19 protein-coding genes and 1 pseudogene are annotated in these 25,984 nt (G+C 39.2%); 18 read left to right on the forward strand and 2 right to left on the reverse strand.

The window, feature by feature from the left end; genetic code table 11:
- Positions 1-41: 41 nt before the first annotated feature.
- On the reverse strand, positions 42-1,964 hold the full coding sequence (locus LA20531_RS07755) for a cell surface protein (protein WP_082589008.1): 1,923 nt from the start codon (positions 1,962-1,964) through the stop codon (positions 42-44).
- Between the two features lie 277 nt (positions 1,965-2,241).
- On the opposite strand from LA20531_RS07755, the gene pnuC reads away from it, so the two are divergent.
- The 16 genes and pseudogenes from pnuC to LA20531_RS07835 all read left to right on the forward strand — a co-directional run bounded on the left by pnuC (position 2,242) and on the right by LA20531_RS07835 (position 22,730).
- Complete coding sequence (pnuC, locus tag LA20531_RS07760; RefSeq protein ID WP_013438538.1) at positions 2,242-2,979, forward strand: nicotinamide riboside transporter PnuC; 738 nt, start codon at positions 2,242-2,244, stop codon at positions 2,977-2,979.
- 206 nt (positions 2,980-3,185) lie between these two features.
- Positions 3,186-6,056, forward strand: a complete 2,871-nt coding sequence (locus tag LA20531_RS07765; protein WP_056939830.1) for a mucin-binding protein — start codon at positions 3,186-3,188, stop codon at positions 6,054-6,056.
- A gap of 110 nt (positions 6,057-6,166) precedes the next feature.
- Positions 6,167-6,592 (forward strand): annotated as a pseudogene (locus tag LA20531_RS07770) (DUF421 domain-containing protein); the annotation flags it as partial.
- A gap of 19 nt (positions 6,593-6,611) precedes the next feature.
- Positions 6,612-7,412 carry an SIR2 family NAD-dependent protein deacylase gene (locus tag LA20531_RS07775; protein ID WP_013438534.1) on the forward strand — a complete coding sequence of 267 codons (801 nt, stop codon included), beginning with the start codon at positions 6,612-6,614 and terminating at the stop codon, positions 7,410-7,412.
- Between the two features lie 7 nt (positions 7,413-7,419).
- On the forward strand, positions 7,420-8,376 hold the full coding sequence (locus LA20531_RS07780; protein ID WP_013438533.1) for an exonuclease domain-containing protein: 957 nt from the start codon (positions 7,420-7,422) through the stop codon (positions 8,374-8,376).
- Between the two features lie 9 nt (positions 8,377-8,385).
- On the forward strand, positions 8,386-9,246 hold the full coding sequence (locus LA20531_RS07785) for a DNA/RNA non-specific endonuclease (protein WP_013438532.1): 861 nt from the start codon (positions 8,386-8,388) through the stop codon (positions 9,244-9,246).
- Between the two features lie 37 nt (positions 9,247-9,283).
- Entirely contained in the window at positions 9,284-10,711 is a 1,428-nt protein-coding gene (locus LA20531_RS07790) for a C69 family dipeptidase (RefSeq protein WP_014566113.1), read from the forward strand.
- Between the two features lie 281 nt (positions 10,712-10,992).
- Positions 10,993-12,078 (forward strand): ABC transporter ATP-binding protein, encoded by a 1,086-nt coding sequence (locus tag LA20531_RS07795; RefSeq protein ID WP_056939829.1) that lies wholly within the window; start codon positions 10,993-10,995, stop codon positions 12,076-12,078.
- Positions 12,078-12,944 carry a carbohydrate ABC transporter permease gene (locus LA20531_RS07800; protein WP_013438529.1) on the forward strand — a complete coding sequence of 289 codons (867 nt, stop codon included), beginning with the start codon at positions 12,078-12,080 and terminating at the stop codon, positions 12,942-12,944. The genes LA20531_RS07795 and LA20531_RS07800 overlap by 1 nt, the downstream gene beginning before the upstream one ends.
- A 3-nt stretch (positions 12,945-12,947) precedes the next feature.
- A complete protein-coding gene (locus LA20531_RS07805) occupies positions 12,948-13,772 on the forward strand; it encodes a carbohydrate ABC transporter permease (protein ID WP_013438528.1) in 825 nt (274 codons plus the stop codon).
- Positions 13,756-15,051, forward strand: a complete 1,296-nt coding sequence (locus tag LA20531_RS07810) for an MBL fold metallo-hydrolase (protein ID WP_056939828.1) — start codon at positions 13,756-13,758, stop codon at positions 15,049-15,051. The genes LA20531_RS07805 and LA20531_RS07810 overlap by 17 nt, the downstream gene beginning before the upstream one ends.
- Before the next feature lie 54 nt (positions 15,052-15,105).
- Positions 15,106-16,410 (forward strand): extracellular solute-binding protein, encoded by a 1,305-nt coding sequence (locus tag LA20531_RS07815; RefSeq protein WP_056939827.1) that lies wholly within the window; start codon positions 15,106-15,108, stop codon positions 16,408-16,410.
- Positions 16,411-16,513: 103 nt separating this feature from the next.
- Positions 16,514-17,431 (forward strand): magnesium transporter CorA family protein, encoded by a 918-nt coding sequence (locus LA20531_RS07820; RefSeq protein WP_056939826.1) that lies wholly within the window; start codon positions 16,514-16,516, stop codon positions 17,429-17,431.
- A gap of 15 nt (positions 17,432-17,446) precedes the next feature.
- The gene (locus tag LA20531_RS07825; RefSeq protein ID WP_056939825.1) at positions 17,447-18,394 is read left to right on the forward strand and encodes a serine hydrolase; all 948 of its coding nucleotides are present in this window, start codon (positions 17,447-17,449) and stop codon (positions 18,392-18,394) included.
- A gap of 120 nt (positions 18,395-18,514) precedes the next feature.
- Complete coding sequence (locus LA20531_RS07830) at positions 18,515-19,090, forward strand: TetR/AcrR family transcriptional regulator (protein WP_056939824.1); 576 nt, start codon at positions 18,515-18,517, stop codon at positions 19,088-19,090.
- Positions 19,091-19,094: 4 nt separating this feature from the next.
- Positions 19,095-22,730, forward strand: a complete 3,636-nt coding sequence (locus LA20531_RS07835) for an MMPL family transporter (protein WP_056939823.1) — start codon at positions 19,095-19,097, stop codon at positions 22,728-22,730.
- Positions 22,731-22,971: 241 nt separating this feature from the next.
- Here LA20531_RS07835 and LA20531_RS07840 read toward each other — a convergent pair whose 3' ends face one another.
- Positions 22,972-24,195 (reverse strand): IS110 family RNA-guided transposase, encoded by a 1,224-nt coding sequence (locus LA20531_RS07840; protein WP_099202329.1) that lies wholly within the window; start codon positions 24,193-24,195, stop codon positions 22,972-22,974.
- A gap of 308 nt (positions 24,196-24,503) precedes the next feature.
- Between LA20531_RS07840 and LA20531_RS07845 the strand changes: the two genes are divergently transcribed.
- A complete protein-coding gene (locus LA20531_RS07845) occupies positions 24,504-25,535 on the forward strand; it encodes a zinc ribbon domain-containing protein (protein WP_056940748.1) in 1,032 nt (343 codons plus the stop codon).
- Between the two features lie 378 nt (positions 25,536-25,913).
- Positions 25,914-25,976: a YSIRK-type signal peptide-containing protein gene (locus LA20531_RS11650; protein ID WP_236704205.1), complete on the forward strand. Its 63-nt coding sequence runs from the start codon at positions 25,914-25,916 to the stop codon at positions 25,974-25,976.
- The last annotated feature ends 8 nt before the right edge of the window (positions 25,977-25,984 follow it).

Consider the following 25,984-nt stretch of genomic DNA (forward strand, 5'->3'; position numbering starts at 1 on the left):
AATGCGGTTACATTTAAATCTATAGTAACAGTAATTTTTAGTTAATTTTTCTTGTTGATGAATGAACCTAATGCCGTGATTGTTGCAGCAATACTTGCTAAAACAATGCCTGTAGTAATGAGGTTAGTCTTATCTTCACCGGTTTCTGGAAGTCCAACTTCTTTTGAGGTTTCAGTTACATTTTCATTTTCTACTTCTGCTTTCGGTTTAGTTGTTTTTTCACTAGATTTCTCGGTTACAGCAGTAGAAGTTACTTCTTTTTGATTTTTTTCGATTACATTTTTAGGAAGTGGAGCAATAGCTTCTTCTGTTGATTCTTCTCCAGCTGGTGTTTCATTTTCATCTGTACCATCTAGATCCAATACATCTTCATTTAATGGAGGAGTAAAATCTTCTGTATTGTCAGGAGTTTCCTCTGGTTTAGGTTGTGGAGCAGGAGTATCTGGAGTTGGATTTTCAGGCTCAGGTTCAGGTTTAGGATCAGGCTTTTCAGGTTCTTCAATTTCTACGAATGGTGGTGTTAAGTCCCAACGGTGTGTTTCACCACTAACAGTAACTTTGTTACCAATAATATTACCGTCAATGTTAACAGCATTTGTAATATGAGCGTTGGTTGCTAGAACACTTCCCAAATGGTAGTCTCCAGCAAAATGTAATTTATTAACATCTGTACCGAAGTTCCAGAGCAATTTATTAAATTGATTTGGAGTTTCAGAAGAACCGCCAATATTATTACCATCAGCATATTCCAGTACAAGGTGAGTTTGAACTGTTAAATCTCCACCTTGAATATTAATTACATTTAAAATAATCATTGGAGCTTCAGCACCAGCAGGAATACCTTTGATCGTAATATTACGTTTGTCGCCTGAAAGGTGTGCGGCATCAATTGTTACATAAATAGGTTCCTTACTGTCGCCAGCATTCTTTATAGCCTCAGAAACATCGATCCAACTATTGTTGAGATCATTAAAATCGGCTTTAACTCCTTCAATCTGTGCTTGACTATCCCAGTTATCTGACTTTTGACTTAATTTATCTAGTTCGCCTTGAATATCAATTTTTTGATCGGCTTGAACAATGTGGTTATAAGGAATATCTACTTTTCTCCAGTCAGGTTTTTCTGCAGTTCCATAGTTAACTTCAATTGCTCCATCATTTTCAAATGAACGGTATTCAATGTCTGGTCCAAAGATGACTACTTTGTTGTCACCATCGATTTTGTTAAGTCCATTGAGATTGCCAACATAGTGGATATCACCGTTGGTTAAATTATTGGTTGCATTTGAATTGGTACCAAAATTTGTACCAGAAAGTTTATCTGCAGCAATATTACCTGCAATATGACCATTTTGGGTCACTTCATTACCGAAAATATGGAAGATACCAGCGATACCTAAAGGATGTTTATCTGCCAAATCTTTAATATGATCTGCCAATTCTTCCTTGGTCATTTCATTGATATTTGGTTTATCTTTTTTATTTGTACCTTCTTTAGAAGTATTAATATTATTATTTTGAGATACATTTTCTTCAGATTTTGAATTTATATCTTCAACTGGAGTAGTACTTTCAGCTTCTTCTGTTTGAATTGGTTGCTCAGTATTAACAGATGTTTCTGGATCTGTTTTTTCTTGAGTAGATACATCTGTATCAGTTTGCACAGTAGTTGTAGTACTATCATCAGTATTTTCAGAGTAATTAGCTGAAACTTCAGTATTATCAGTAGTTAAAGTGTCTGCTGTATTATTTTCTACAGGAACACTTTCTTCTACTACTGAAGTTGTATCACTTATTACTTCATTTGAAGTTGTATCATCAGTCATTTCATTTTGAATTGCTTCAGAGGCTGCTGAGACAATTGGCGCACTAGGACCAGCTAGTATGCCGAAACTTAATAACACTGCAACAGCACCCTTAGCCAATTTGCGAATAGCAAATTGCGTTTTCTTTGTCTTGAACATTTTTGGTACCTCCGTAACACATAATTAATATATTCTTTTTCCTTTCTTGGATACATTATATGACATAATGTCACTTGCAAAAATAAAAATGAAAGCGCTTTTAAAAACTTAACAAATAAAAAATTATGGTACTAACGTAAATCAAAAAAATGTCAATACTTGTATTTAATTTTGAGTCCACTATACTAGATAACGATGCTTTTTAAATAAAAGAGCGGATAAGGCACAATATATAGTATATTGTGAACCTAAAATAAAAAGGGAGTAGTTTGTATATATGGAAAGACATGAGAATTATTTTGTTTGGCTGTTTAATCAATTAAAGGGGTGGCCAGTACAAAACTATTGTTTATGGTTTTTCGCATTTGGTTTTCAATTAGCGTTACTTATTCAAGCAAAGGTTACTAGCGTAACTTTGATCACTTTCATTGGTACTCTTTTGGGTACGCTTTGTGTATTGGCAATTAATGCCACTAAGGCAATTAATGGATGGTTAGGATTGATCTCAGCAGCATGTTTCATCTATGCTGGTTGGTCAGCCAAGAATTATCTTTCTATTTTTGAACAAATTGCTTATATCGCAACTTTGGATTTGCCAGTTATCTTGTCAGTAAGATCATGGAATGATGATACTAAGAACCACTTGAGAAAGTTTGGTGGTAGAGAATGGGTCATCGCCATCGTTGGTACATTGGCCGTTTACTTGGTATCAGGCTTCTTAATTGGTAAGTTCACTAATGACCCACGTCCTTGGGTTGACGCTATCAGTTTTGCTATTTCACTTACTGCTGGTATCATGTGCTTCATGCGTTACAACAACCAATACTTCTGGTGGACTGCAAGTGGTATTTTCCAATTGATTCTTTGGGGTATCACTTATGCGCAAGGGGATGCCAACTTGGCAATGGCGATTAACTCATTGATTTACGTCATTAACGATGTTTTGGCATTTACTGTTTCACCATGGTTCAACATGGGCCGTCGTAAATCTGGACTTAAGGAAATTAGAAACTAGTAATCAGCTAAGAATCAATTCAATATAAAAAGGAAACGTTATCGAATTTCGGTGGCGTTTTTTTCGTACATAAGTGTTTTCTGAAAATCTTTAAGAAATTTAAAAAGAGACGATGTGTCACTATTCATGAAAATGGTTTCATGATAATGTATAAGTATCAAAAGTATAATTAATTTGATACGTATACATAATAGGAGGCCATGAAAATGACATCTAAGAAAAATTTTAAAAAGAAGATGAAGAGATATCACAAGAATCACGAAGATCATAAGGAAATGAGCCCTAGAGCTAAGAAGGCTGCGGCTGGTGCGGCTTCTGCACTTTTGGGTGTTGGAATTATGACAGGCGCAAACACTCATGTTGTTAAGGCTTCAGGATATCGTGAAGATGAGATTGCTGAAGTAGAAAGCGCAAATGTTCTTAGTTCTGAAAAGACTAAGGTAAGAATTAGCGTGCAACCAAGAACTAATAGTACTGAAGATCAAAATGGTGAAGTGATTTCAGATGAAAGTACTGAAACTTCAAATGATGTAGTAACAGATACATCAACTGAAACTGCATCTACCAATTCTGAATCTGTAGCAACTAATGACACAACTGTTGATACAACTTCAACTGAAGGCACAAGTCAGCTCGAAACTCAAAGTACTGAGACGACTACTGAGCAAGTATCAACAACTGGTAATACTTCAAATGAGGAAATTCCTAAGGAAGAGACTAAAACTCCAACTTATGATGATGCTAAAAATGATGTTGAAAACATCAACAATACAAATAATGGCAAGTTAGATGAGGCTATTGAAAATGCCAAAGGCGAAGGCGTAGAAGTTGATGTTGCAAATGGAGAAGACATCACAACCAATGTTAGTGGTATTAAGGATGCTGAAGGAAAACTTGAGGAACATATTCAAAAGCAACTTGATAAGATTAATAAAGCTTTAGAACAATATAGGACTGAACTTAAAAAATACAATAAGGAATCTGTAGAATATAAGAAAAAATTGGCTGAATATAACCAAAAGAAAGCAGACTATATTGAAGAACTAAAAAAATATGGGCTTTGGGATGAAAATGACGTTGATATTGATAAAGTATCGCAAGATTTAATTTTGGATCCAAATGAAAGTTCAAAAGTTACTGTAGTGTATAAAGGCGATAATGTAACAGTAGGAACTGGTAATAAAACTATAGGAACTAATCCGGATACTCAAGTAGTACTAGATCAATTTTATAAAATTAATAAAGAAACACTTGGTGAATTTCTTAGACTTGAATATACAGGTTTTCAAAATTCAAAATATGGCAATGTTGATATTGAAAAAATTTTAGTTTCATTTAGTGGTTGGAAGCCAAACTATGAAAGAGATAAATATGATCCATCAGGTATTTATTTCAACAATAAATTAACGGATGGTTTCTGGTATGTTCATAGTGATGGTGTAACCGTAGATATTACTTTGTACGATAAAGAAGGTAATCCGATTGATTTGAAGGATGGCACCGCATATATTACGGCAGGCTCTTTGAACAGTGAGGGTACAGGTAGTAAGTACATTGAAAAAGCCGAAATTATTAATGACAAAGAACATAATGAGTATGGCGGAAGCGGTCTTGCTTTACCTGAATCTACGGTAAAAGTACATGAGGGTGCCGGAATTTATGGTGGCGATGTTCTTTATTCAGAGAAGAACAATGAAGTGTTGGTAATCTATGGAGACGTTAACGATAAGACCATAAGAAAACAAACTCAAGCAGCAATAAATGCTTGGGGAGACACTGAAACTAATAGAGCCATTATTAATAAGTATATTAATTGGGATAACTCTAACGATAATAAAAAAGCAATCTTTGGTGCCGGCTTATTCAAAGTTCACGGTAAGAAAATTAAGATTAGATTCAGTACAGGTATAGGTGCAGCTTGGGCAACTTATTCAACTTCTATTCCTAAAATGACTTTGGATGCAGTGCATCCAGGTAAGGCCCCTGAAAGACCAACGTTAAAAATCGAAGTTGAAAAGAAGCAAATAGTATTAAATAAAAATTCTAGTGTACATATTCACTACGTTGATGTATATAATGATATTCAAAATGGTGTAACAAGTGGCTTTGATCATGTAAGTCTAGGACATGGTACTGAGTTGGGTGAGCATGTTCAACATATTGAATATTTGGCTATTGGTGATGAATACCAAAACACATTGTGGGATTGGGCGAGTGCTGGTTATGTTTTGGCTGAAATGTATGTACCTGAAGCTTTGAAGGGTACTATTAAGGATGACCCACAACACCACTATGTTTACTTGACTCATAACACTGAGACAGAGCATCGTCATATGGATGTTAACCAAGTAATTCACTACAATTATGAAGACGGTACTACTGCTCACGAAGATTATAATGAAACATTGCACTTTGTTCAAACAGGTACTAAAGATTTAGTAACTGGAGAGATTACTTGGGACGGTGAATGGACAAAGACACAGACATTTGTAACAGTTGTAAGTCCTGTAATTGAGGGCTACACAGCTGATCATCTAGAAGTAGGTCCATACTACATTACAGTAACCAATGACAACTATGGAAATAATCTGGATGAAGAAGATACTGTGGTCTACAGACCAAATACTACAACTCCAGACCCAGACCCAACACCTACTCCTGATCCAGAACCTGAACCAACTCCAGATCCTCTTCCAGAAGAAGATGAATACCCACACCAACCTGAATTCGATGAAGAAGATGAAATTTTAACACCACATGCTTCTACAGAACCAGGTAAGGAAAACAAGGGTACAGGTACGGCTAAGGTAGCTCCAGTCAAAGCTGCAACGGTTTCTGATGAAGCTAAAACTCCAGAAACAGTTTCAACCACAGAGGGCATTTCAGACGAATCAACCGAAGTAGCTGAAAAGAGTCAAAATGAAGAGACTTTACCTGAAACAGGTGATAAGAAGGCTGAAGCTGCAGGAGTTCTTGGAGCATTGGCAGCCACAATGGGTATCACAGGCTTGGGCGCTTCAAGAAGACGTAAGGCTAGCGCAAAAGTTAACAGAAAAGATAAGAAGAACGGTAAGTAGATTTGAAAAGTAGTGCGAAAGCACTGCTTTTTTTGCGTATGTTAGAATGGACCAAATTAGAAAGGAGTCTTAATCAGAATACGGATCGGGCCATTTTCTAAATTCTGATGTTAGTCGCCTTCATCCTGAAATTCAGCCGCGACCACAACAGCTGGATTCGTGGCATTATTGACGGCAAGCCCGTTCAAGTGATCAAAAATGGCAAAGTCTTAGTCGGCAACTGTATGAAGGCAGGAATTTCCGCTAATGAATTGATGTTTAAACTCAGAAGCCGCGGAATTTATTCTGTTGAAAAAGTGAAGAACTGTATTTTTGAACAAAACGGGCAATTAACTATTATTGAAAATGATGAGGCTAATATCCGTTTTCCAATTATTAGCGATGGGCAGTCCAACGTCGATGTGCTGGAGTTGATTCACAAAGACGAGTCTTGGCTCGAGCATGAAGTAGAAAAAGCAGGTTATAATAATGTTAATGATGTCTTTTTAGGCGAATACATTGATGGAAAACTGCATTTTACAGGTTATACAAAATAATTAGGAAAAGAGAATCATAATGACAGATTTAACTAAGGTAAAAGAATGGCTGAAAGATGCTGATGCCGTGATCGTCACTGCTGGTAATGGCATGGCTAAAGAGGAAGGCCTCGACATTTTAAGCGAGGAAAACTTTGATGATGAATATGGCAAGGTTGCTGACAAGTACGATGTGCATACAATCGGGGATGCCCTCGACAAGAAGTTTGACACTTGGGATGAACAATGGGCTTTCTGGAGTCAACTGGTCAACGAATATTCGCTTGAATATGAGCCAAGTGAAACTATGTTGGCTTTAAAGGAGCTGCTCAAAGATAAGCAATACTTCATCGCTACTAGCACTTTCGGTCACTTCTTTGAAAATGCTGGTTTTAACGAAAAACGCATCTTCAATGCCTTCGGTGACTGGACCAGAATGCAATGTTCTAGCGGCGTGAACCATGGTCAAAAGGATGATCGTGAAGTCGTTAAGAAGTATTTAGAAGGAAAAGGTGAAGTGCCAAAGTGTGAGGATTGTAATTCTCCAATGGAATTGCACATGCCACTTAACGCCAATTTCTTCCCAGACACCGATGCCAATACGCGCTTCCGTTGGTTCTTAACCGGTAACGAAGACAAGAAGGTCGTTGTCTTAGAACTCGGCGTTGATGAAACCAGTCCACAACTGCTTGATCCAATGGTTAAGCTAGTTGAACAGTTCCCTAATTGGCATTACGTTGCTGCAGATTTAGCCGATAATGATTTACCAGACGATATTCAAAAGAGATCAGCTGGTTTTGCCACAGATTCACACGATATGATGATGAAATTAACTAAATAGGTGAGAAATGAGTATTTACGTAAAAAACGGGATTCTGCATGTTCCCGGTGCCCAAGATAAGTTGCGGCAAAAAGGGCAAGAAATACCTGACTTTTTGTCTAATTACACCATGCTGGATATTGAAACGACTGGCCTGAGTCCATACAGAGACCGCATTACAGAACTTGGTGCAGTGAAGGTCAGAAACGGCCAAATCGTTGACCAATATACTAATTTGATCAAGTTCCCTAAGAACAATAAGGTGCCTGCTTTTATTACCAAATTGAATGGCATTACTGAAGAACAAATCGTTAATGAGGGGATTCCTGCTGAACAAGCGATTAAGGAATTCCGTGAGTTCATCGATGACGACATTATCATTGGTTATAACGTCAACTTTGATCTGAACTTTTTATATGATTTAAGTCAAAAGTACAAGTTGCCAATCTTAAATAATGATTACGTCGATGTGTTACGCTTAGCCAGAGCGTACTATCCACGCGAACGCCACAATCGTTTGATTGACTGCATGCAGCGTGCTGGTATCGCGCAAGTAGAGGAGCACCACGGTTTAGCCGACTCGCTTGATACGATCAAGGTCTATAACGACTTTAGTGCGCACTTCACCGATGATTTGCTTGAAGCGACACGTAACAAGATCAAGAACGTTGATTTAACTGGCGACGATGTCGATTACATTGATCTCGGTTTTAGAAATCCGGTCCAAAATAAAAACATCGTTTTATCAGGTCACATTCATATGGATGAACAAGACGCCGACAAGATGATTGGCAACATGGGTGGTAAGGTCGAAGATAAGGTTAACCCAATGACCAATTATCTGATTATGGGTGACCATGATTTCTTTAGAAAAGACAACGAAGATTTGAATACGGCACGTGATTTGATTAAAGATGGTGCCAAGATTAAGCGTTTGTCAGAAAGCTTCTTTTTAGGGATGCTTGATGACTGGGCACGAAGTTAGAGGATTTTTATGGCAAGAAGAAGACGACGCAGAAAACAGAGTACTGTTTTTTCATCGATTATTGTAATTATCGCTATTGCCTGGGGAGTATTTACTAAAGCTGGCAGCGATCCTAATGGTAGCCAATTTATTAAAAATGTAACTGGCAATAGCAATGACCAAGTAACCAATACTATCAAGAGTGCTTCAAAAAGCAATAAGGTCTATGGCGGGCTATCGCAAAGCGATTATAAAAAGCTAGCTGATTTGAATTTCAAGAGTGGCTCTAGGGCATATACCGAAGTGAACCATAATCGTTCGACCTTAGTTAAAAGCTCTTGGAAGATCAACCGAGTAATTTATTCAAACCTTGATTCGCTGAATAGAACTTCACGTTCCAATACTGCCTTTTTGGAGCGGCGCAACGTGGCTAATGATAGTTTGCGTGTGCGGCAGTTCGTAGAACCGACTGGTTGGCATTACAACCACAGAAACGGCACGCAGATTTATAACCGTGGTCACCTGATCGCTTATTCGGTTTCCGCTGGTATCGACCAAAGCGGTAACTACGATCCAAGCAACCAATCCGGGGACCAGAACAACCCTAAGAACCTGTTTACCCAATCGGCTTTTTCTAACCAACGAATTCAAACCATTTTTGAAGCTAAAGTTAGAAAAGCTCTGAGAGAAAATAAACGCGTGATTTATCAAGCCACTGCTGTATTCAGAGGCAATGAACTAATGGCGCGCGGAGTTAACCTGCAGGCCGTTTCAACTGATGGCACGCTGGACTTCAATGTTTATCTGTATAATATTCAACCTGGCTATCAATTTAACTATAATAATGGTAGAGCTAAAGTTGATCGCCAAATGCAGGTCAATGAAGAGTAAAATGTAGATATAAATTTTTAAAAGGGAGTACATATTAATGAAAAAAGATAACTGTACCGCAATGCTTGTCGGTAAAGATGCTTCAATCGATGGCTCAACTATGATCGCTCGTGACGAAGACGGTTACGGCGGCATTAACGAAAAGCTGTTTGTCGTAAACAAGGCTCGCCACTACGATGAAGATTATGTTTCAAAATACAACGGCTTCAAGATGCACCTTGAAGGTGATGGCTGCAAGTGGACTGCTGCTCCAACTGCTGATGATTCAGAAGGTCGTTGGGACGAACAAGGTATCAACGAATATAACGTCGCTATGTCAGCTACCGAAACTGAAGCAACCAACGCTCGCTGCCTAGGTCACGACCCACTCGTTGAAGACGGTATTAACGAAGATTCAATGGTTTACATCACTTTGCCATTCGTTAAGACTGCACGTGAAGGTGTTAAGCGTTTAGGTCGTTTGATTGAAAAATATGGTACTGGTGAAAGCAACGGTATCGCATTTTCAGACAACAAGGAAGTTTGGTACCTTGAAACTGGCGCTGGTCACCAATGGGTAGCTGCTCGTGTTCCTGACGATTCATACGCAATTTGTCCTAACATTATGGTTATCCAAAACGTTGACTTTAATGATCCAGACAACTTTATGTACAGCAAAGGCCTCCAAGAATTCGTTGAAAAGAACCACTTGAACAATAGTACCGATGGTAGTTTCAACTTCCGTGATATCTTTGGTACTAAGGATGAAGCTGATGCTTTCTACAACACCCCAAGAACTTGGTACGGTCAAAAGTTGTTTAACCCAAGTATTGAACAAGATCCAACTAGCCAAGAAATGCCATTTACTCGCGTTCCTGAAAAGAAGATTGGCGTTGAAGACGTGCAAAGATTTTTGACTAGTCACTACAACGGCACCCCATATGATCCAATGGATACTTTCTCATCCGGCACTGAAAAAGAACAAAAGATGTTCCGTTCAATCGCATTAGACAGAAACCAAGAATCAAGCATCTTGCAAATCAGAAACGATGTTCCAACTAAGATGGCTGCTATTCAATGGATCAACATGGGCTTTTACGCATACTCACCATACGTTCCTTTCTATACCAACATCGAAGATACGCCACTTAACTACAAGGTTGCTGAGCACATGGTTGATCCAGACAGCAGTGCTTACTGGCTTTACAAGACTTTGCAAGTAATCGTTGAACCACGTTACCACCAATACATTTATGAAGTAAATGCTTACCGTGACGATTGCCAAAGCTACGGTATCGGTCGTATCGATGCCATTGATGAAAAAGCCAAGGAGCTTGACGGTACTGAATTAATCAAGTATTTGACTAACGCCAACGATGTTACTGCCGGCGTAATTACCAAGAAGACCAAGGAATTAATGAGCAAATTGGTAAGACAAGCTTTGAACAGTTCTAAGTACCAATTTGAACGCGGCGACAATTTATAAAAAAATAAATAATTTAGAAAAAATAGGTCATGAAAATTAATTTCATGACCTATTTTTTGGGTACGTACCACAATATTTAGCAAACCCGAACAAAAAAGCAAAATACAACTATGCAAAGGCTTGAATACAAATAAAACGCGAATACTGAGAGAGGTTTATTTCACCAACACTGAGAAACCACGAATTTTTTTACTGAATTATTTGTTTTTTGTGTCTTTTTAGCTTAAAATTAATAGATAAATTTATAAACTTAAATCAATATATAGTGGTGTGTGAAACTTATGAATGATGATAAATTTGTTGAAGTAAAGAACCTTAAAAAGGTTTACGACAATGGTCACGAAGCAATCAAGGACGTTAGCTTCTCAGTTAAGAAAGGCGACCTTGTTTGTTTACTTGGACCTTCAGGTTGTGGTAAGACAACCATTTTGAACATGCTTGCTGGTTTACTTAACCCAACCAGTGGCGATATTCTTTTTGATGGCAAGTCTGTCGTTAACGTAGCACCTAAAGATCGTCAAATTGGCTACGTTTTCCAGAACTATGCTTTATACCCACACATGACAGTCCTTCAAAATGTTATGTTTCCTTTAACTGTGGGCAAGCAAAAAATGCCTAAAGATAAGGCTAAGGAGATTGCGGAAAAGTACATGGAAACAACTCAAATCACCGAACTTGCCGACCAAAAGCCAGGTAACTTGTCAGGTGGTCAACAACAGCGTGTCGCAATCGCTCGTGCCTTGGTGCAACAACCTAAGATCTTGCTCATGGACGAACCTTTGAGTAACCTTGATGCACGTCTTCGTTTGAAGATTCGTGAAGAAATCCGTAACTTGGTTAAAAAAGTGGGCATCACTACTTTATTCGTTACCCACGACCAAGAAGAAGCTTTATCCATTGGTGATAAAATCATCCTCTTCAACAATGGTGTGATCCAACAAGACGATATGGGTCAAAACTTCTATCTTGAACCAAATAACTACTTCGTTGCTAACTTCGTTGGTAACCCTGTAATTGATAATTTCAAAGTTACTGTTAAAGACGCCAAGATTACCGGCTCGGACTTTGAAATCAACGTAGATGACTTAGAACAAAGTCGTTTCAAACATGATTTAACTGATGGCGAATACACATTATCTGTTCGCCCTGAAAATATTTTGCCAGCTGATAGTGGTCACGTTTCAGCTAAGATCGACGATGTTGAATTAATCGGCCGTGAATGTATTTTAAAATTTACTCATGATGGCGTTCAAGCTCGTTCACTTGTTGATCTTGAAACCCCAATTAAGAGGGGAAGCACCGTTAACTTAAAGATGCGCCTAGATCGCGTATTCCTCTTTACTAAGGAAGGAGAGCGTGTCTACTAATGAAGAGCAATCAAAAGAAAGCTTGGCTCTTTTTAGCGCCAACAATTATCTTTGTTACTTTCTTTAGTATTTACCCAATTTTACGGGCATTTGTGATGAGTTTCCAAAGCGGTCCATTAATCAATTTGAACTGGACTGGCTTTAGCAACTATCAATACATCTTTAGTGATCCCGAATTTTGGCGCGCAATTAGAAACACCATTCTTTATGCGCTAATTTCGGTGCCTGTAGCATTAGCTATTTCAATCATGCTCGCATGGTTTATTTTCAGTAAGGTAAAGCACAAGTCATTCTTTGAAACGACTTTCTTTATGCCTTACGTTACTTCAACCATTGCGATTGGTATCGTGTTCCGTTACATCTTTAATGGTGAATACGGGATGCTTAACTTCCTATTAAGAGCACTTCATTTGCCAGCTCCTAACTGGATTGATGATCCATCAATGTCACTGACAACCATCATTATCTTTGGTGTTTGGACATCACTTGCCTTTAACATCGTTATCTTGATGGGTGCTCTTCGTAACATTGATCCAAACTACTACACTATTGCCGATATGTACGGCGCAACCGGTACTGAAAAGTTCTGGCGTATTACTATGCCACAACTTGTACCAACGATCGCCTTCTTATTGACGATGAACATTATTGCGGCATTCAAGATTTATACTTCCGTATATGCATTGTTCAACGGACAAGCAGGTGTCGGAAACTCAGCTACAACGGCAGTGTTCTACATTTATAACAAATTTCAAATTGTAGGTACGCCAGGTGTAGCGATGGCTGCAACGGTAATTTTATTCCTCATCATTATGTTCGTAACCTTCTTACAACGTAAGATGATGAAAAAGATTGGGGGACGGTAAAAAATGAAGAAGATTCGTTGGGGTGCTTTGGTTGCTTACATCGTTTTAGCAATCTTTGCGATTATTACTGTCTTTCCATTCGTTTACATGATTTTGGGCGGACTAATGAGTTTTAGAGAAACGACAACGATTCCGCCAACATTAATTCCTAAGCACTTTGAATGGTCAAACTATGCTAAGGTCTTTGCCCAAGCACCATTTGCTCGTTACTTCTTAAACACCTTTATTACGGCTAGTGTAACGACTATCGTAAGTTTGTTTAACGCACTTCTTGGTGCTTTTGCCATGGTTAACTTGAAGTTCAAGGGTAAGGGCGTTGTACAAGTCGTTCTTTTGTCACTCTTGATGGTGCCAGGTGAAGCAATCATCTTCACTAACTACAACACCATTGCCAGAATGGGCTTACTTAACACCTACATCGGTTTGGTATTACCATTCTTGACTTCAATTTTCTACATGTACTACTTACAAAGCTACTTCGGCTCAATCTCACAAACCATCTACAAGGCTGCGATGATTGACGGGGCTAGCGACTGGGAATACATCTGGAGAATTTTGGTACCAATGTCTAAAGGTGGTTTGTTCACTGTGGCGCTTTTGAGCTTCATTTCAGGTTGGAATTCATTCCTATGGCCATTATTGGTAACCAATGAAGACAGCATGAGACTGTTGAACAACGGTTTAACTTCATTTGCCTCAGATGCAGGTAGTGAAACGCAATTGCAATTAGCAGCTGCTACATTAACCGTTTTGCCAATCTTGATCTTATACTTCATCTTTAGAAAGCAAATTATTCGAGGAGTAGTACGTAATGACCTTAAAGGATAAAACAACCGTTACCTTTTATAACGGTTTAACCACAATTGGTGGACCAATGATCGAAGTGGCTTATAACAAGTCACACGTTCTGTTTGACTTAGGCGAAGTATATCGTCCTGAGTTAAAGCTGCCAGATGAAAGTTACCAAACTTTGATTAAAAATCAGTTGATTGGGGATGTGCCTAATTTTTACGATCCAAAAATTACGGGCAAGCCAATCGATACTGAACGCTGGGAACACTCTGCAGCTTACATTTCACACTTACACTTGGACCACAGCAAGGTCCTAAACTTGCTTGCACCTGAAATCCCACTTTATGCAGGTCCAATTACTGCTCATTTACTTCCTGCTTTGAATGAAAATGGTGACTTTCTTTTACCAGCCGCTGGACACGAGAAGAACTACACTCGTCCAATCATTGCGGCTGAGTATAAGAAGCCGATCAAGGTGGGAGATATTACCCTGGAAATATACCCTAGTGACCACGATGCTTACGGTGCAACCGGCTTACTAGTTAAGACACCGGACAAGCAAATCGCCTACACTGGTGATATTCGTTTGCATGGCTACCACCCAGATTGGGTTCGTGCCTTCATGCAAGCGGCCAAAGGTAGCGATATGTTGATCATTGAGGGTACTGGCGTTTCTTGGCCAGAAGAAAAGCACGATGAAAACAGCGAAGAATTCACTGGTCCTAAGAACGAAGTGGAGTTAACTGAAGAAATCATGCGCTTGCAAAACGCCAACCCTGATCGCCAAATCACCTTTAACACTTACCCAACTAACGTGGAGCGTTTGCTTAGAATTATTTCTGATTCTCCACGTAAGGTGGTTTTGCATGCTAAGCGTGCGCATTTGATTAAGGACAGTCTTAACGAAGATTATCCATATTACTACTTGCCAGAAGACAAGAAGTATTCTGATTTGAATCCAGAGTTTGAAGTCAGCTACGACGAGCTTTTGGCGGATAATCATAAATACTTATGGCAAACTGTAAGCGATTATGATAAGCTTCAAGTGGGCGGCCTTTACATCCACTCAAATGCCGAGCCATTGGGTGACTTTGACCCTGCCTACAAGCCATTTGTAGAGCAATTCGCTAAAAATAAAATTGAGTTCATTGCATTGCGTTGCTCAGGCCACGCCGATGAAAAAGAACTCAAAGAAATAATTGGTGGGATTCAGCCAGTTATTTTGGTACCGGTGCACACATTGCATCCGGAGCTGGAAGAGAATCCATTTGGAGAACGTATTTTACCTAAACGTGGTCAAACAGCCACGCTTTAGTAAAATTAAAGATTATTGTTGTTTAGTTTTATTTTTTTAGGAGGATTTATCCAAATGAAGTTTAGTAAGAAACTTGCTATGGCTGCCGTTGCTGCTTTAGCCTTAGTAGGAACTGCTGCTTGTTCAAATGGCGGTAGCAACACTTCATCAAGTTCATCAGAAAAGATTCCATCAAAGATTACTAAGAAGACTACAGTTGTCTTTTGGAACGCTATGCTTGGTGTACAAGGTTCTACTTTGAAGCAATTGACTAACGAATTCGAAAAGAAGAACCCTAAGATTAACGTTAAGTTGGAAAACCAAGGTGCTTACGATGATTTGCAAGCTAAGATCAACTCAACTTTGCAATCACCAAACAACTTGCCAACTATTACCCAAGCATATCCAGGCTGGCTTTGGAATGCTGCACAAAACAAGATGCTTGTAAACATAACTCCATACATCAACAACAAGAATGTTGGTTGGGGTAGCGCTAAGGCATCTGGTATTAGAACCGAACTTCTTGACGGTGCTAAGATCAAGGGTACCCAATATGGTATTCCATTTAACAAGTCAATCGAAACTTTGACTTACAACGCTGACATGTTCAAGAAGTATGGCATTAAGAAAGTTCCAACCACTATGGAAGAACTTAAGCAAGTGTCAGAAACTATTTACAAGAAGAGTAACCACAAGGTTGTAGGTGCTGGTTTTGACTCACTTTCGAACTACTACACTCTTGGCTTAAAGAACGAAGGCATTAACTTCTCAGACAAGGTTAACTTCAGTGGTGCTGCTTCAAAGAAAGTTATTAACTACTACGCAGATGGTATCAAGAAGGGTTACTTCAGAGTGGCTGGTTCAGAACACTACCTTTCAGGTCCATTTGCTAACGAAAAGGTTGCTATGTTCATCGGTACTTCAGCAGGTGAAGGTTTCGTTAAGCAAGGTGTAGGCAACAAGTTCACTTACGACGTTGCTCCACGTCCTGGCAAGTACACTATGCAACAAGGTACTGACATTTACATGTTCAACCACGCAACTGCTGATCAAAAGGCAGCCGCATTTAAGTACATTAAGTTCTTGGTATCTAAGTCAAGTCAACTTAAGTGGGCTAATGCTACTGGTTACATTCCAGTTAACGAAAGCGTTGTAACTTCAAGCGAATACAAGAACAACAAGAGCACCAAGCTTCCTGCTAAACTTGAAGACTCAATGAAGCACTTGTACAGTGTTCCTGTTTCAAAGAACTCAAACGCTGCATACCAACAATTGAACAGCATTATGCAAAACATTTTGTCCGCAGCACAAAAGGGTCAAAATGTTAACAGCCAAATTAACGCTGGTAAGCAAAAGTTTGATGCTGCTTGGAAGCAATAAAACTAAATAGCAATTAATGTTAAAAGCAGACCGTGGTGGGTCTGCTTTTTTTATGGAAAAATGGTAACATTTATAGGTAAATAAAAATGCAGAGGTGAGCCAGTTGATAAGACAACAAAATTTCCCGGTGGAAACAAAATATAAATGGTACGACATCAACAATTTAAGCGAGGAAGACAGCGATAAGTTGCAAAGTGAGTTCAATTTTACGCCGGATATTATTTCATATATTTCCGACCGTCATGAACGTCCTCACTACGACTATGACTTGCATACCAAGAGTCACTTGCTAGTTTATGATGTACCAATCTGGCCCACCAATACGATTAAGCACTTCATTTCCCACCCAATTACATTCTTGGTTGTCGGTGAAAATGTCTTCACTTTCCATACCGAATCAACCAGTTATGTTTTTGACGAATTCAACGACGAACATATGCGGGAAAGATTATCTGAAGCAAAGGATGTAACAGAACTGTTGATGCTGTTCTTCCTTTACTCTTCACAATATTTCCAGCGTGCCGTTACGCAGCTTGATGTTGAGCGTAACAGCTTGGATCAAAGATTGTCTGATGACATTAACAACAAGGATTTGGTCGAGCTTTCTAATATTGAAAAAAGTTTGGTTTATTTGTCCAGTTCTATTCAAACTGATCTGATCATGTTGCACAGCTTGGACCACAGTAAATTGAACTTCACTAAAGAAGCTAAAGAACGACTCGATGACGTGTTAATTGAATCAAGCCAGTCAGCAGAAATGGTTAGGATTTCACAACAAGTTACGAAGACTTTGTCAGCAACATCCAACAACATGATGAACAATAACCTGAACGACACGATGCGGTTCTTAACTGTGTGGTCATTGGTTTTGACGATTCCAACTATTTTGACTGGGTTCTATGGGATGAACGTTTCTTTGCCAATCTTGAAAAACTCGTTTGACTGGATTTTGATTATCCTGTTGATGGTGGTTTTGATGATCTGGCTAGTAATTCTGATGAAGCGACACCATTTCTTCTAAGATTGAGGCAAATAAATGAAACATAAAGTATTAATAGGTGCAATTATTACGACCTTGGTGGCATTTCTTTTGTACACGACTAACTTAAAACGCGTGGATAACGCCAAATTAAAGGTTGTGGGACCAACAACCAGCAAGGTTAATAAGAAGAAAAAAGCCAAGGAACCAAAGGTCAAGACGCTGAAGGAACCTAAGGTTAACTCAATTGAATATACCAACCACGTTAAGGCTAAAAGCGGTAGCAACAAGAAGCTGGTTAAGATCATTAAGAAGACGATGGGCGTTGATGACAGCTACCAAGTTGCTGTCCAAGATTTGACCAATTCTAGCCGTTATGCCGTGGTCGCTAATACGCAAAAAGCACATGATGCTAAAAAGGCGATGAAGCTGTTCTTGCTTATTGCGCTATATGAACAAGAACAAAACGGTAAGATTAATTCTAGAACCGCGATTAAGATTAAGAAGTCAGACAAGACCAAGGGCGATAAGATGTTCCAGGTTAATATGGCTTATGGCATTGCTTACTTGCGTGAAGGGATGCTTAAAGGAAATAAGACTGCATCAAACGCTTTGCTTAGAAAAGTTGGCGTAAATAATGTTGACTCTGTAGCTAAGAGAATGGGTGCAACGCAAACGTCGATCGCCAAGAACTTTAACGGTGATTCATATGGTAAGACGACTGCTAACGATTTGACTAAGACGATGGTCGGTCTTTACCAAGGTAGAGTGCTTAACCGGCAACATGCTAGTCGTGTGCTTAGCACAATTGCTAGCTCACGTCCTTTGCCAAGCATGGTGAACGGCATCAGTGGCGGCGTTTATGCGATCGGTGATGATGATTTTGCGACAGCAATCGTCCAAGGCAACGGTCATGCTTACAGCATGTCTGTTTGGGGCAGCAATAATAAGAACTTTAATAAGCTAGGCAAACAAGTTAATAATTGGTTTAGTAAAAGAAAATAAATAGGCATAAATAATAAGGCGAAACGCCTTATTATTTTTTACATTATTTACACTATGTAGATTGTATTCTTCACTTTGTAGTGATATATTATTATTATGCTAGGAGAAGGAGGGATGAGAATGGCACAAAAAAGAAATCTTGATCTGGACAAGATCATCGATCAGGCAACTGAGCTGATTTGTGAGAAGGGCTTAGATAAGATGACGATGCCAGCTTTGGCTAAGTCATTAGATATTCGTTCGCAATCACTTTATCACTATGTTTCAGGCCGAAAGCAGTTATTATCCTTAATTGGTGCAAGACAAGTGAAGATCTTACGGCACAAGTTAATGGATGATTTGATCGGGATCTCCGGTAAGGAGGCCTTGCTTAAGTTTGCGGACACGGTGCGTGACTTTTTGTTGAGTGATCGGGCTTTGTCCAGTATTGTGTATCATTTGAACGAATATCCCAAGGATGCTGAGATTAGTCAGGAGATTTTTAATCTGATAAAATTAGGTGAAAAGCTTAATTTTAGAAAAGAGAGTGTCATTTCATTCCATGCTTTAATTGGTGCTGTATTGGGTTATGTGTTTTTAGACAATTCATCTTCTTTTGTTGATGAAACTAAGGATGAATCTAATCGTAATTATCACGAAATGATTCTGCGTCTCGTAGAACCAGAGCCTGATTTACAAAAACTAGGGAGGAAATAGGAAAGTGCAGAAATTTCTGAAAAATCATGTTTTTTCTTTAATTGCATGGGTTTTGATATTGATTATTTCCGTTGTTGCTTTGCCTAATATCACTGAGCTAACTAACGCTCATTCAGATATTACATTGCCAAGCAATGTTGAAAGCAACGTCGCACAATCAATTGAAAACAACTGGGGTGCAAAGAAGAAAAACACCTATGCGATAGCACTTGTTTTTAACAAGGAACATGGCAAGCTGACAGATGCTGATAAACAAGCTATCAACAATACGCTCGATAAGTTTACTAATGATAAAAGCAAGTACGGAATTAAGGACACGCTGCTTCCTGATTCCAATATTGCTACTAGAAAGAAGCTTCAATCAAAGGACGGTACGACTTGGGTAGCACAATTCAACGTATCTAAGAAGGGCCGTACGGTTGAACAAGTTTATAACCAAATGAATAGGGATGTTAAGACGCAAGGCCTTCGCACTTACGTAACTGGTGCCGACGTTTTGCAACATGACTTCTCTGCTTCAATTCAGGAAGGAATTAAGAAGACTGAAGCAATCACTATTGTCTTCATCTTTATTGTCTTAATCATTGTATTTAGATCACCAATTGTGCCATTAATTTCATTATTGACTGTTGGTGTATCATTCCTTACTTCCTTCTCAATTGTTACGAACTTAGTAGAACATGCTAATTTCCCATTCTCAAACTTTACTCAGGTGTTCATGGTTATCGTGCTATTTGGTATCGGTACCGACTACAACATCCTGCTGTATGACAAGTTTAAAGAGGATCTGGGGAAAGGGATGGACAAGTACAAGGCGATGCACGATGCACTTCGTAACGCTGGTAAGACCATCCTTTACTCAGGTTCATCTATCTTAATCGGTTTTACAGCTTTAAGTTTGGCTAAATTCTCTATTTACAGATCAGCTGTTGGTGTTGCCGTTGGTGTTGCCGTACTTTTGGTAGTACTTTTAACACTCAACCCATTCTTTATGGCTGTTCTTGGTAAGAAGATGTTCTGGCCAGTTAAGAAGTTCACTGGCGAAAGTGATGATAAGCTTTGGCATGGAATTTCAGCTTCAACTTTGAAACAACCAATTATTTACTTGGTTGTTTTAGCTGTTGTTACTGTTCCATTCATGTTGATGTACTCAGGTCACTTGAATTACGACGATACTGATGAAATTGCTGATTCAGTTCCATCAAAGCAAGGTTTGTTGGTAGTTCAAAAGCACTTCTCAAAGGGTATGGCTGAGCCATCATACTTGTACATCCAAAGTAAACATAGATTAGATAACGAAGAAAACTTGAAGTTGATTGATCAATTGACCAGACAACTTCAACAATCAAAAGACGTTTCATTTGCAACATCTGTAACCCAACCTTACGGTCAACCAATTGATATGCTTTACGTAAATAATCAATTGAACACTGTTAACGATGGGGTAGATCAAGCTCGTTCCGGTTTAGGTAAGTTAAGCAAAGGTGCTAATAAAGTAGCAAACGGTGCTAACAGATTAAGAGACGGTGCTGATCAACTTCAAGATGGTACGGGTCGTCTTCAAAGTGGTGCCCAACAATTAGTTGGTGGTACTAGTCGTTTGCAAAGCGGTGCCCAACAATTGCAAAGTGGTGCCGTTCGTTTACAAAACGGTTCAAATCAATTAGTTAGTGGTGCTACTCGTCTTGAAACTGGTGCAGGTCGTTTGGCTAGTGGTACTCACGCACTTCAAAGTGGTGCAAGCAGCTTACAAAGCGGTGCTAACAAGTTGCAAAATGGTGCCAACAGTTTGCAAGCTGGTACCAAGACTTTGCAAAATGGTACCCAACAAATGGCCAACCAATTGCAACAATTGAGTTCACAACTTTCAAATCAATTAAGTGGTTCAAACAAGCAACAACTTGCTGCATTGCAAACCGCTTTGCCACAAATTAACAGTGGTATTCAACAATTGAATCAAGCTGTTAGTGGATTGGATACTGCTAAATTGACTGAACAATTGAATGCTTTATCTAAACAAATTGATGCTATGGCTGGTCAACAAGGACAACAAAATTCTGATCCGGCAGCTGCAATGAAGCAAAAAATTGTAAATGCAATTCAAAGTAGCCAAGACTTTAAAGATGAAAGTGATAAACAAGCTGCAATGAAGGCTATAGCAGGTGCAATGCCTAGTGAATCTACAAATGGTGCTTCAAGCTCAGTAGCTTCAAATATTGCAGGTCTTAAGTCGCAATTAGGTTCATTGCAATCATCACTTCAACAATTATCAACTCTTCAAGCTCAAGTAGCTAAGTTAGCTCAAGCTTCAAACCAAGCACTTCCGGGTGCCGCAACTGCTTTGAACCAATTAAGCTCAGGCTTAAGTCAAGTTCAATCAGCTGCTAGTGCAGGTGTTGCCGGTGCAAACAAGCTTAACTCAGGTGCTGCTGCTCTTAACAGTGGTGCAGGTCGCTTGAGTACTGGTCTTGGCAGTCTTGCAAGTGGTGCAGGTCGTCTTAACGCTGGAGTTGGCCAACTTAACAGTGGTGCAGGTCAACTTCAATCAGGCTTAGGTACTCTTGCCAACGGTGCAGGTACTCTTAACACTGGTCTTGGTACTCTTGCTAATGGTGCAGGTCAACTTAACTCAGGTGTTGGTCAATTAGCAAGCCAAGCTCCAGCTCTTATCTCAGGTATCGGTCAACTTAACAGTGGTGCCGGCCAACTCAGCATGGGTGCTGGCAAGTTAGCTGCTAAGGCTCCAGAACTTACTACAGGTATCGATACTGTAAACAGTGGTTTGGGTCAAGGTGAAGCTTACCTTAGAGGCTTAGGTTTATCTGCTGCCGCAGATACCTTCTACATTCCAAAGGAATTCTTGAAGAATGAAATGTTCAAGAAGTCAATGGATGTATACCTCAGCCCTGACAAGAAGTCAGCTCAAATTATCGTTGTCTTCAACTCAAACCCAAGTGCAACTGAAGCTACTGACGAATCACAAGAATTGAGCGCAATGGCTAAGAAGACCTTCCAAGGTACTCCATTGAAGAATGCTAAGGTTGCCATGGGTGGTCAAAGTTCAAAGATCAAGGATACTAAGTCAGTTGCTAGTGGCGACTTCATCAGAACTGCCGCAATCATGTTAATTGGTATCGGTATTGCTTTGATGTTCGTAACTCGTTCACTTCTTCAACCTGTTTACATTCTTGGTACTTTGCTTATTGCTTACCTCTGCTCACTTTCAATCAACCAATGGATTGTTAAGGCAGTTCTTGGCAGAAGCATGCTTACTTGGAATACACCATTCTTCAGCTTTATCATGTTGATTGCCTTAGGTGTTGACTACAGTATCTTCCTCATGACTCGTTACAACGAGCTTAAAGAAGAGGGCTTTACTACTCCAAGCTCAAGAATCTTGAAGGCATGTGCCATCATTGGTACGGTTGTTATCTCAGCCGCAATCATCTTGGGTGGTACTTTCGCAGCCCTCATTCCATCAGGCATTCCAACCTTGATCGAAGTTGCCTTGACTGTGGACGTTGGTTTGTTAATCTTGGTATTCATTTTGCCAATTACCTTATCAGCTGCAGTTAAGTTAACTTATGAAGGTATTGATTTCGGTAAGTACTTTAAGAGAAATAGAACTAACAATAATTAGTTAAAAAGATAAAGAGCAGTCCTATGATGTCGTAGGACCGCTCTTTTTTTGCTCTCGTCTTTTTCTACTCTAAGTCAAGTATTATCAACGATTTTAGGTAATTTTATTTTGAAATAAGAGCCTAATTTGAATGGAGCCTCCGGAGAATCAAGTCAAATATCTGACTTTAGGGCATGAAAAATACAGCCTGCCTTCTGTAATTTCAAAAAAGAGGCTGTTATAATATCTATTGGATCAATTTTTATGACAAAAGTCTTTGGTTATGTTTGGCTACGTCATAGCTATATAATTGATCATTCTTAATTAAAGCGAAGATCGTCCGTAATAATTTATGGATCGATGCGATAGCGGCCTTCTTGTGACTTGCAGTCTCAGAAGACCGTTTTCGTTTCTCGTAATAATCCGCAATATGGCAAGGGTTGCCTGCTTTCTTGGCCGATTGAATTTGGTTGATTGCCAAGTATAGCACCTTTCTGCCGATAGCTGTCCCACGCTTTGAAATTGACAGGTGGGCCGTGAGGTTGCCAGATTCATAAACTTGAGGGTCAACGCCAACGAAGGCATTTAATTGGTTAGGGTTTTTAAAGCGTTTGATATCTCCGAGCTCACTAATAATTCTCAAGGCAGTGTTTTCGCCGATGCCTGGAATGCTTGTGAGGATCTCCAGATCCCGCTTAGGAGCCAGCTTAGCCATCTCCTGTAAAGCAGTCTGGCACTCTTCTTCAGCGCTTAGGATGTTGTTAATAGCTATTTTGAGGCCATGAACATAAGCACTGTCTTTTTTGACAGCTGGGCATGCGACTTTAGCTAAACGAATAAGCTTTTGCATTATATCGTTAGCACGTTTCTTACCAATACCAGATAAGCTCTTTAAGAAGTCGATGATATCGGCTTCTTTTGTTTCTAATACGATATCAGGGTGCGGGAATCTGAGAACAATACTCCAGTAGTTTTTTCCTTTTGGAGTAGCCATTAGGTGCTCAATCTCTGGGAAAGTGAGCTGAATGGCTTTGTGCAGTCTATTCTTGTTGGTTATCAGATCGTGCGAAGCCTGCTCGTAGATGCGGTTGTTGGCCATCAATTCTTGATATTCTTCGCTTTGAACATAGGCCAGCCGTTGCGGGTGCTCAGATTGCAGCTTGGCGAGATACATTGCATCAAGCTTATCGGTCTTGTTCTGGTGCAGGTCATCCTTTGTCTTTCTTTTGGCTTCCAGTGGGTTCATCATGACATAGCGTAATTCGTGCATGTTCAAAAACGCCTGGAGTCTTCTGGAGTAGACGCCAGTTGCTTCAAAGATAATTTGCGGGTTGGTAACCTGTTTAAGGTCATCTAGCAGCTGATTGAAGCCTACCATATCGTTGGAGATGGCATAGTCATTAACTTTTTGGCCATTGACCATAATGCATACGTTAGACTTCCGGCTGCTAACATCAATACCGAAAACAGTTTTCAATAAATCCATAAGAATAAACCTCCGCTTTACTTGGAGATGAGCTACCTTCACCCAATTCAATCAGATCTAATTTTCTCAACCGGACTTTAACAGCCAACATACTTAGACGAGATTCTAAATTGAATGGTGAAGCTGCCAGTTTTGCTTACGACATCATGTGTCCAAAAGACGCACGGCATTGGCTTCATCTCCACTTTACATAGTAAAAGAAAAAGTGTTGAACGACTACTCCGTCGAGTAATCATCCAACACTAGATTAGTATGTTTTGCTTGTATAAGCATGGTATAATAATACAAAAAAGAAGGGACTTTTGAATATGACTACATGCCCAAACTGCGGACACGAGATTAGTGATACAGATGACATCTGTCCAAACTGCGGCTTTAACCTGAAAAAGTATCGTGATGACTTTTTCACGGATCAACACAAGCAGGCTAAGTATGAACAACCCGATGAAGGAAAGAAGATAGCTAGCCGTGCCGCATACCGCGAAGAATTTTATCCAGAAAAGCAAAATTCCACTGTACAAAGAATGATTGCCTGGGTTAGACAGAATGCAACCATCGTCTTTTTGCTTGGCGTCTTTTTACTGATTCTGATGAGTTTTTCTAGAGCAGCTGGTTGGATTTGCTTCCTAGCTTTGATGGTCTGGCTCTTCATCGTCTGCGATCGGAAAGATAAAGTTGAGCAATATACTGCTGATAAGCGATTAACGGAAAAGATTAATCAGGTAGGTTCGAATATATTTAACCGCGTTGATGAACGTGAAGATAAGGTGAGAACACGCAGTAAGGAATTTGCGGAGAAGCACCCTAAGGTAGAAAGCCAAGTTAGAGAGATTAAAAAGCAACGCAGTCACCGTTACAGCTATGTTCAACTATCTGTAATCTTGACGGCTTTGATCAGTTTGATCGTTTTATTCACCGACTCTGGTGCTTCCGTTTCGGCTGTAAGTTATACACAAAAGATGTCCATTTCGAATGTGATCTTTAGTTTGGCTGGTCGACTTTTATCAACCAATTCACTTCAAGCGCTTATTTTGTACATTGTATGGCTACTTCTGTTGTTGTTCCCAATCTTCATCATTTACAACGTTTTGAAGAATACGAAAAGTAGTCAGATTTTGGCATTTATTTTGTCACTAATTGAAACGATCTTCTTGATTTACATCGTTTATATGATGTCTAGTTCAGTCCATGCATCAAATGGTGTTTTGGCACAGATTACTAGTCAGTTGATTTCATATGCTGTTTCAATTGGAACTTCTGCATACTTCTTATTGTTGGCCAGTGTTTTAACCACAGGTCTTTCAGGATTCAACATTTTTAAGCACAAAGATAATCAATAATACTTTTTGAAGCACAGTTTGACACACGTCAGGCTGTGTTTTTGTTTTGCAATAAAAAAGCACCTAAAAACTACGGTGCTCTTTTTTAAGACTTTGATATCTTATTTATCGAACCATTACATAGATTTTAGGGATGTTACAATAGCAAATTGCCAGATTTTAAAAAAATAAAATTATTTCAATTTTTTAAAATGACACTAAAAAAACTTTGAATATAAAAATAGCTGAAACCTCTACAGGAATAGCACTTTTTGCAAAATATGCGTTATTTTAACGTCTACAAAGCCCTCTACACCGCATATACTGACAATTGTTAGGACTAATAGGGAGGATAGGAAGATGTTATCCAAAAATAATTTCAAAGAAAGATTAAGAAAAATGGAGCCTCGTAAAGAGCGCTTCTCAATTCGTAAGTTTTCTGTAGGGCAGCATCCGTTTTAATTGGCTTT

The sequence above is a fragment of the Lactobacillus amylovorus DSM 20531 genome, from assembly GCF_002706375.1.
GTDB classification, from domain to species: domain Bacteria; phylum Bacillota; class Bacilli; order Lactobacillales; family Lactobacillaceae; genus Lactobacillus; species Lactobacillus amylovorus.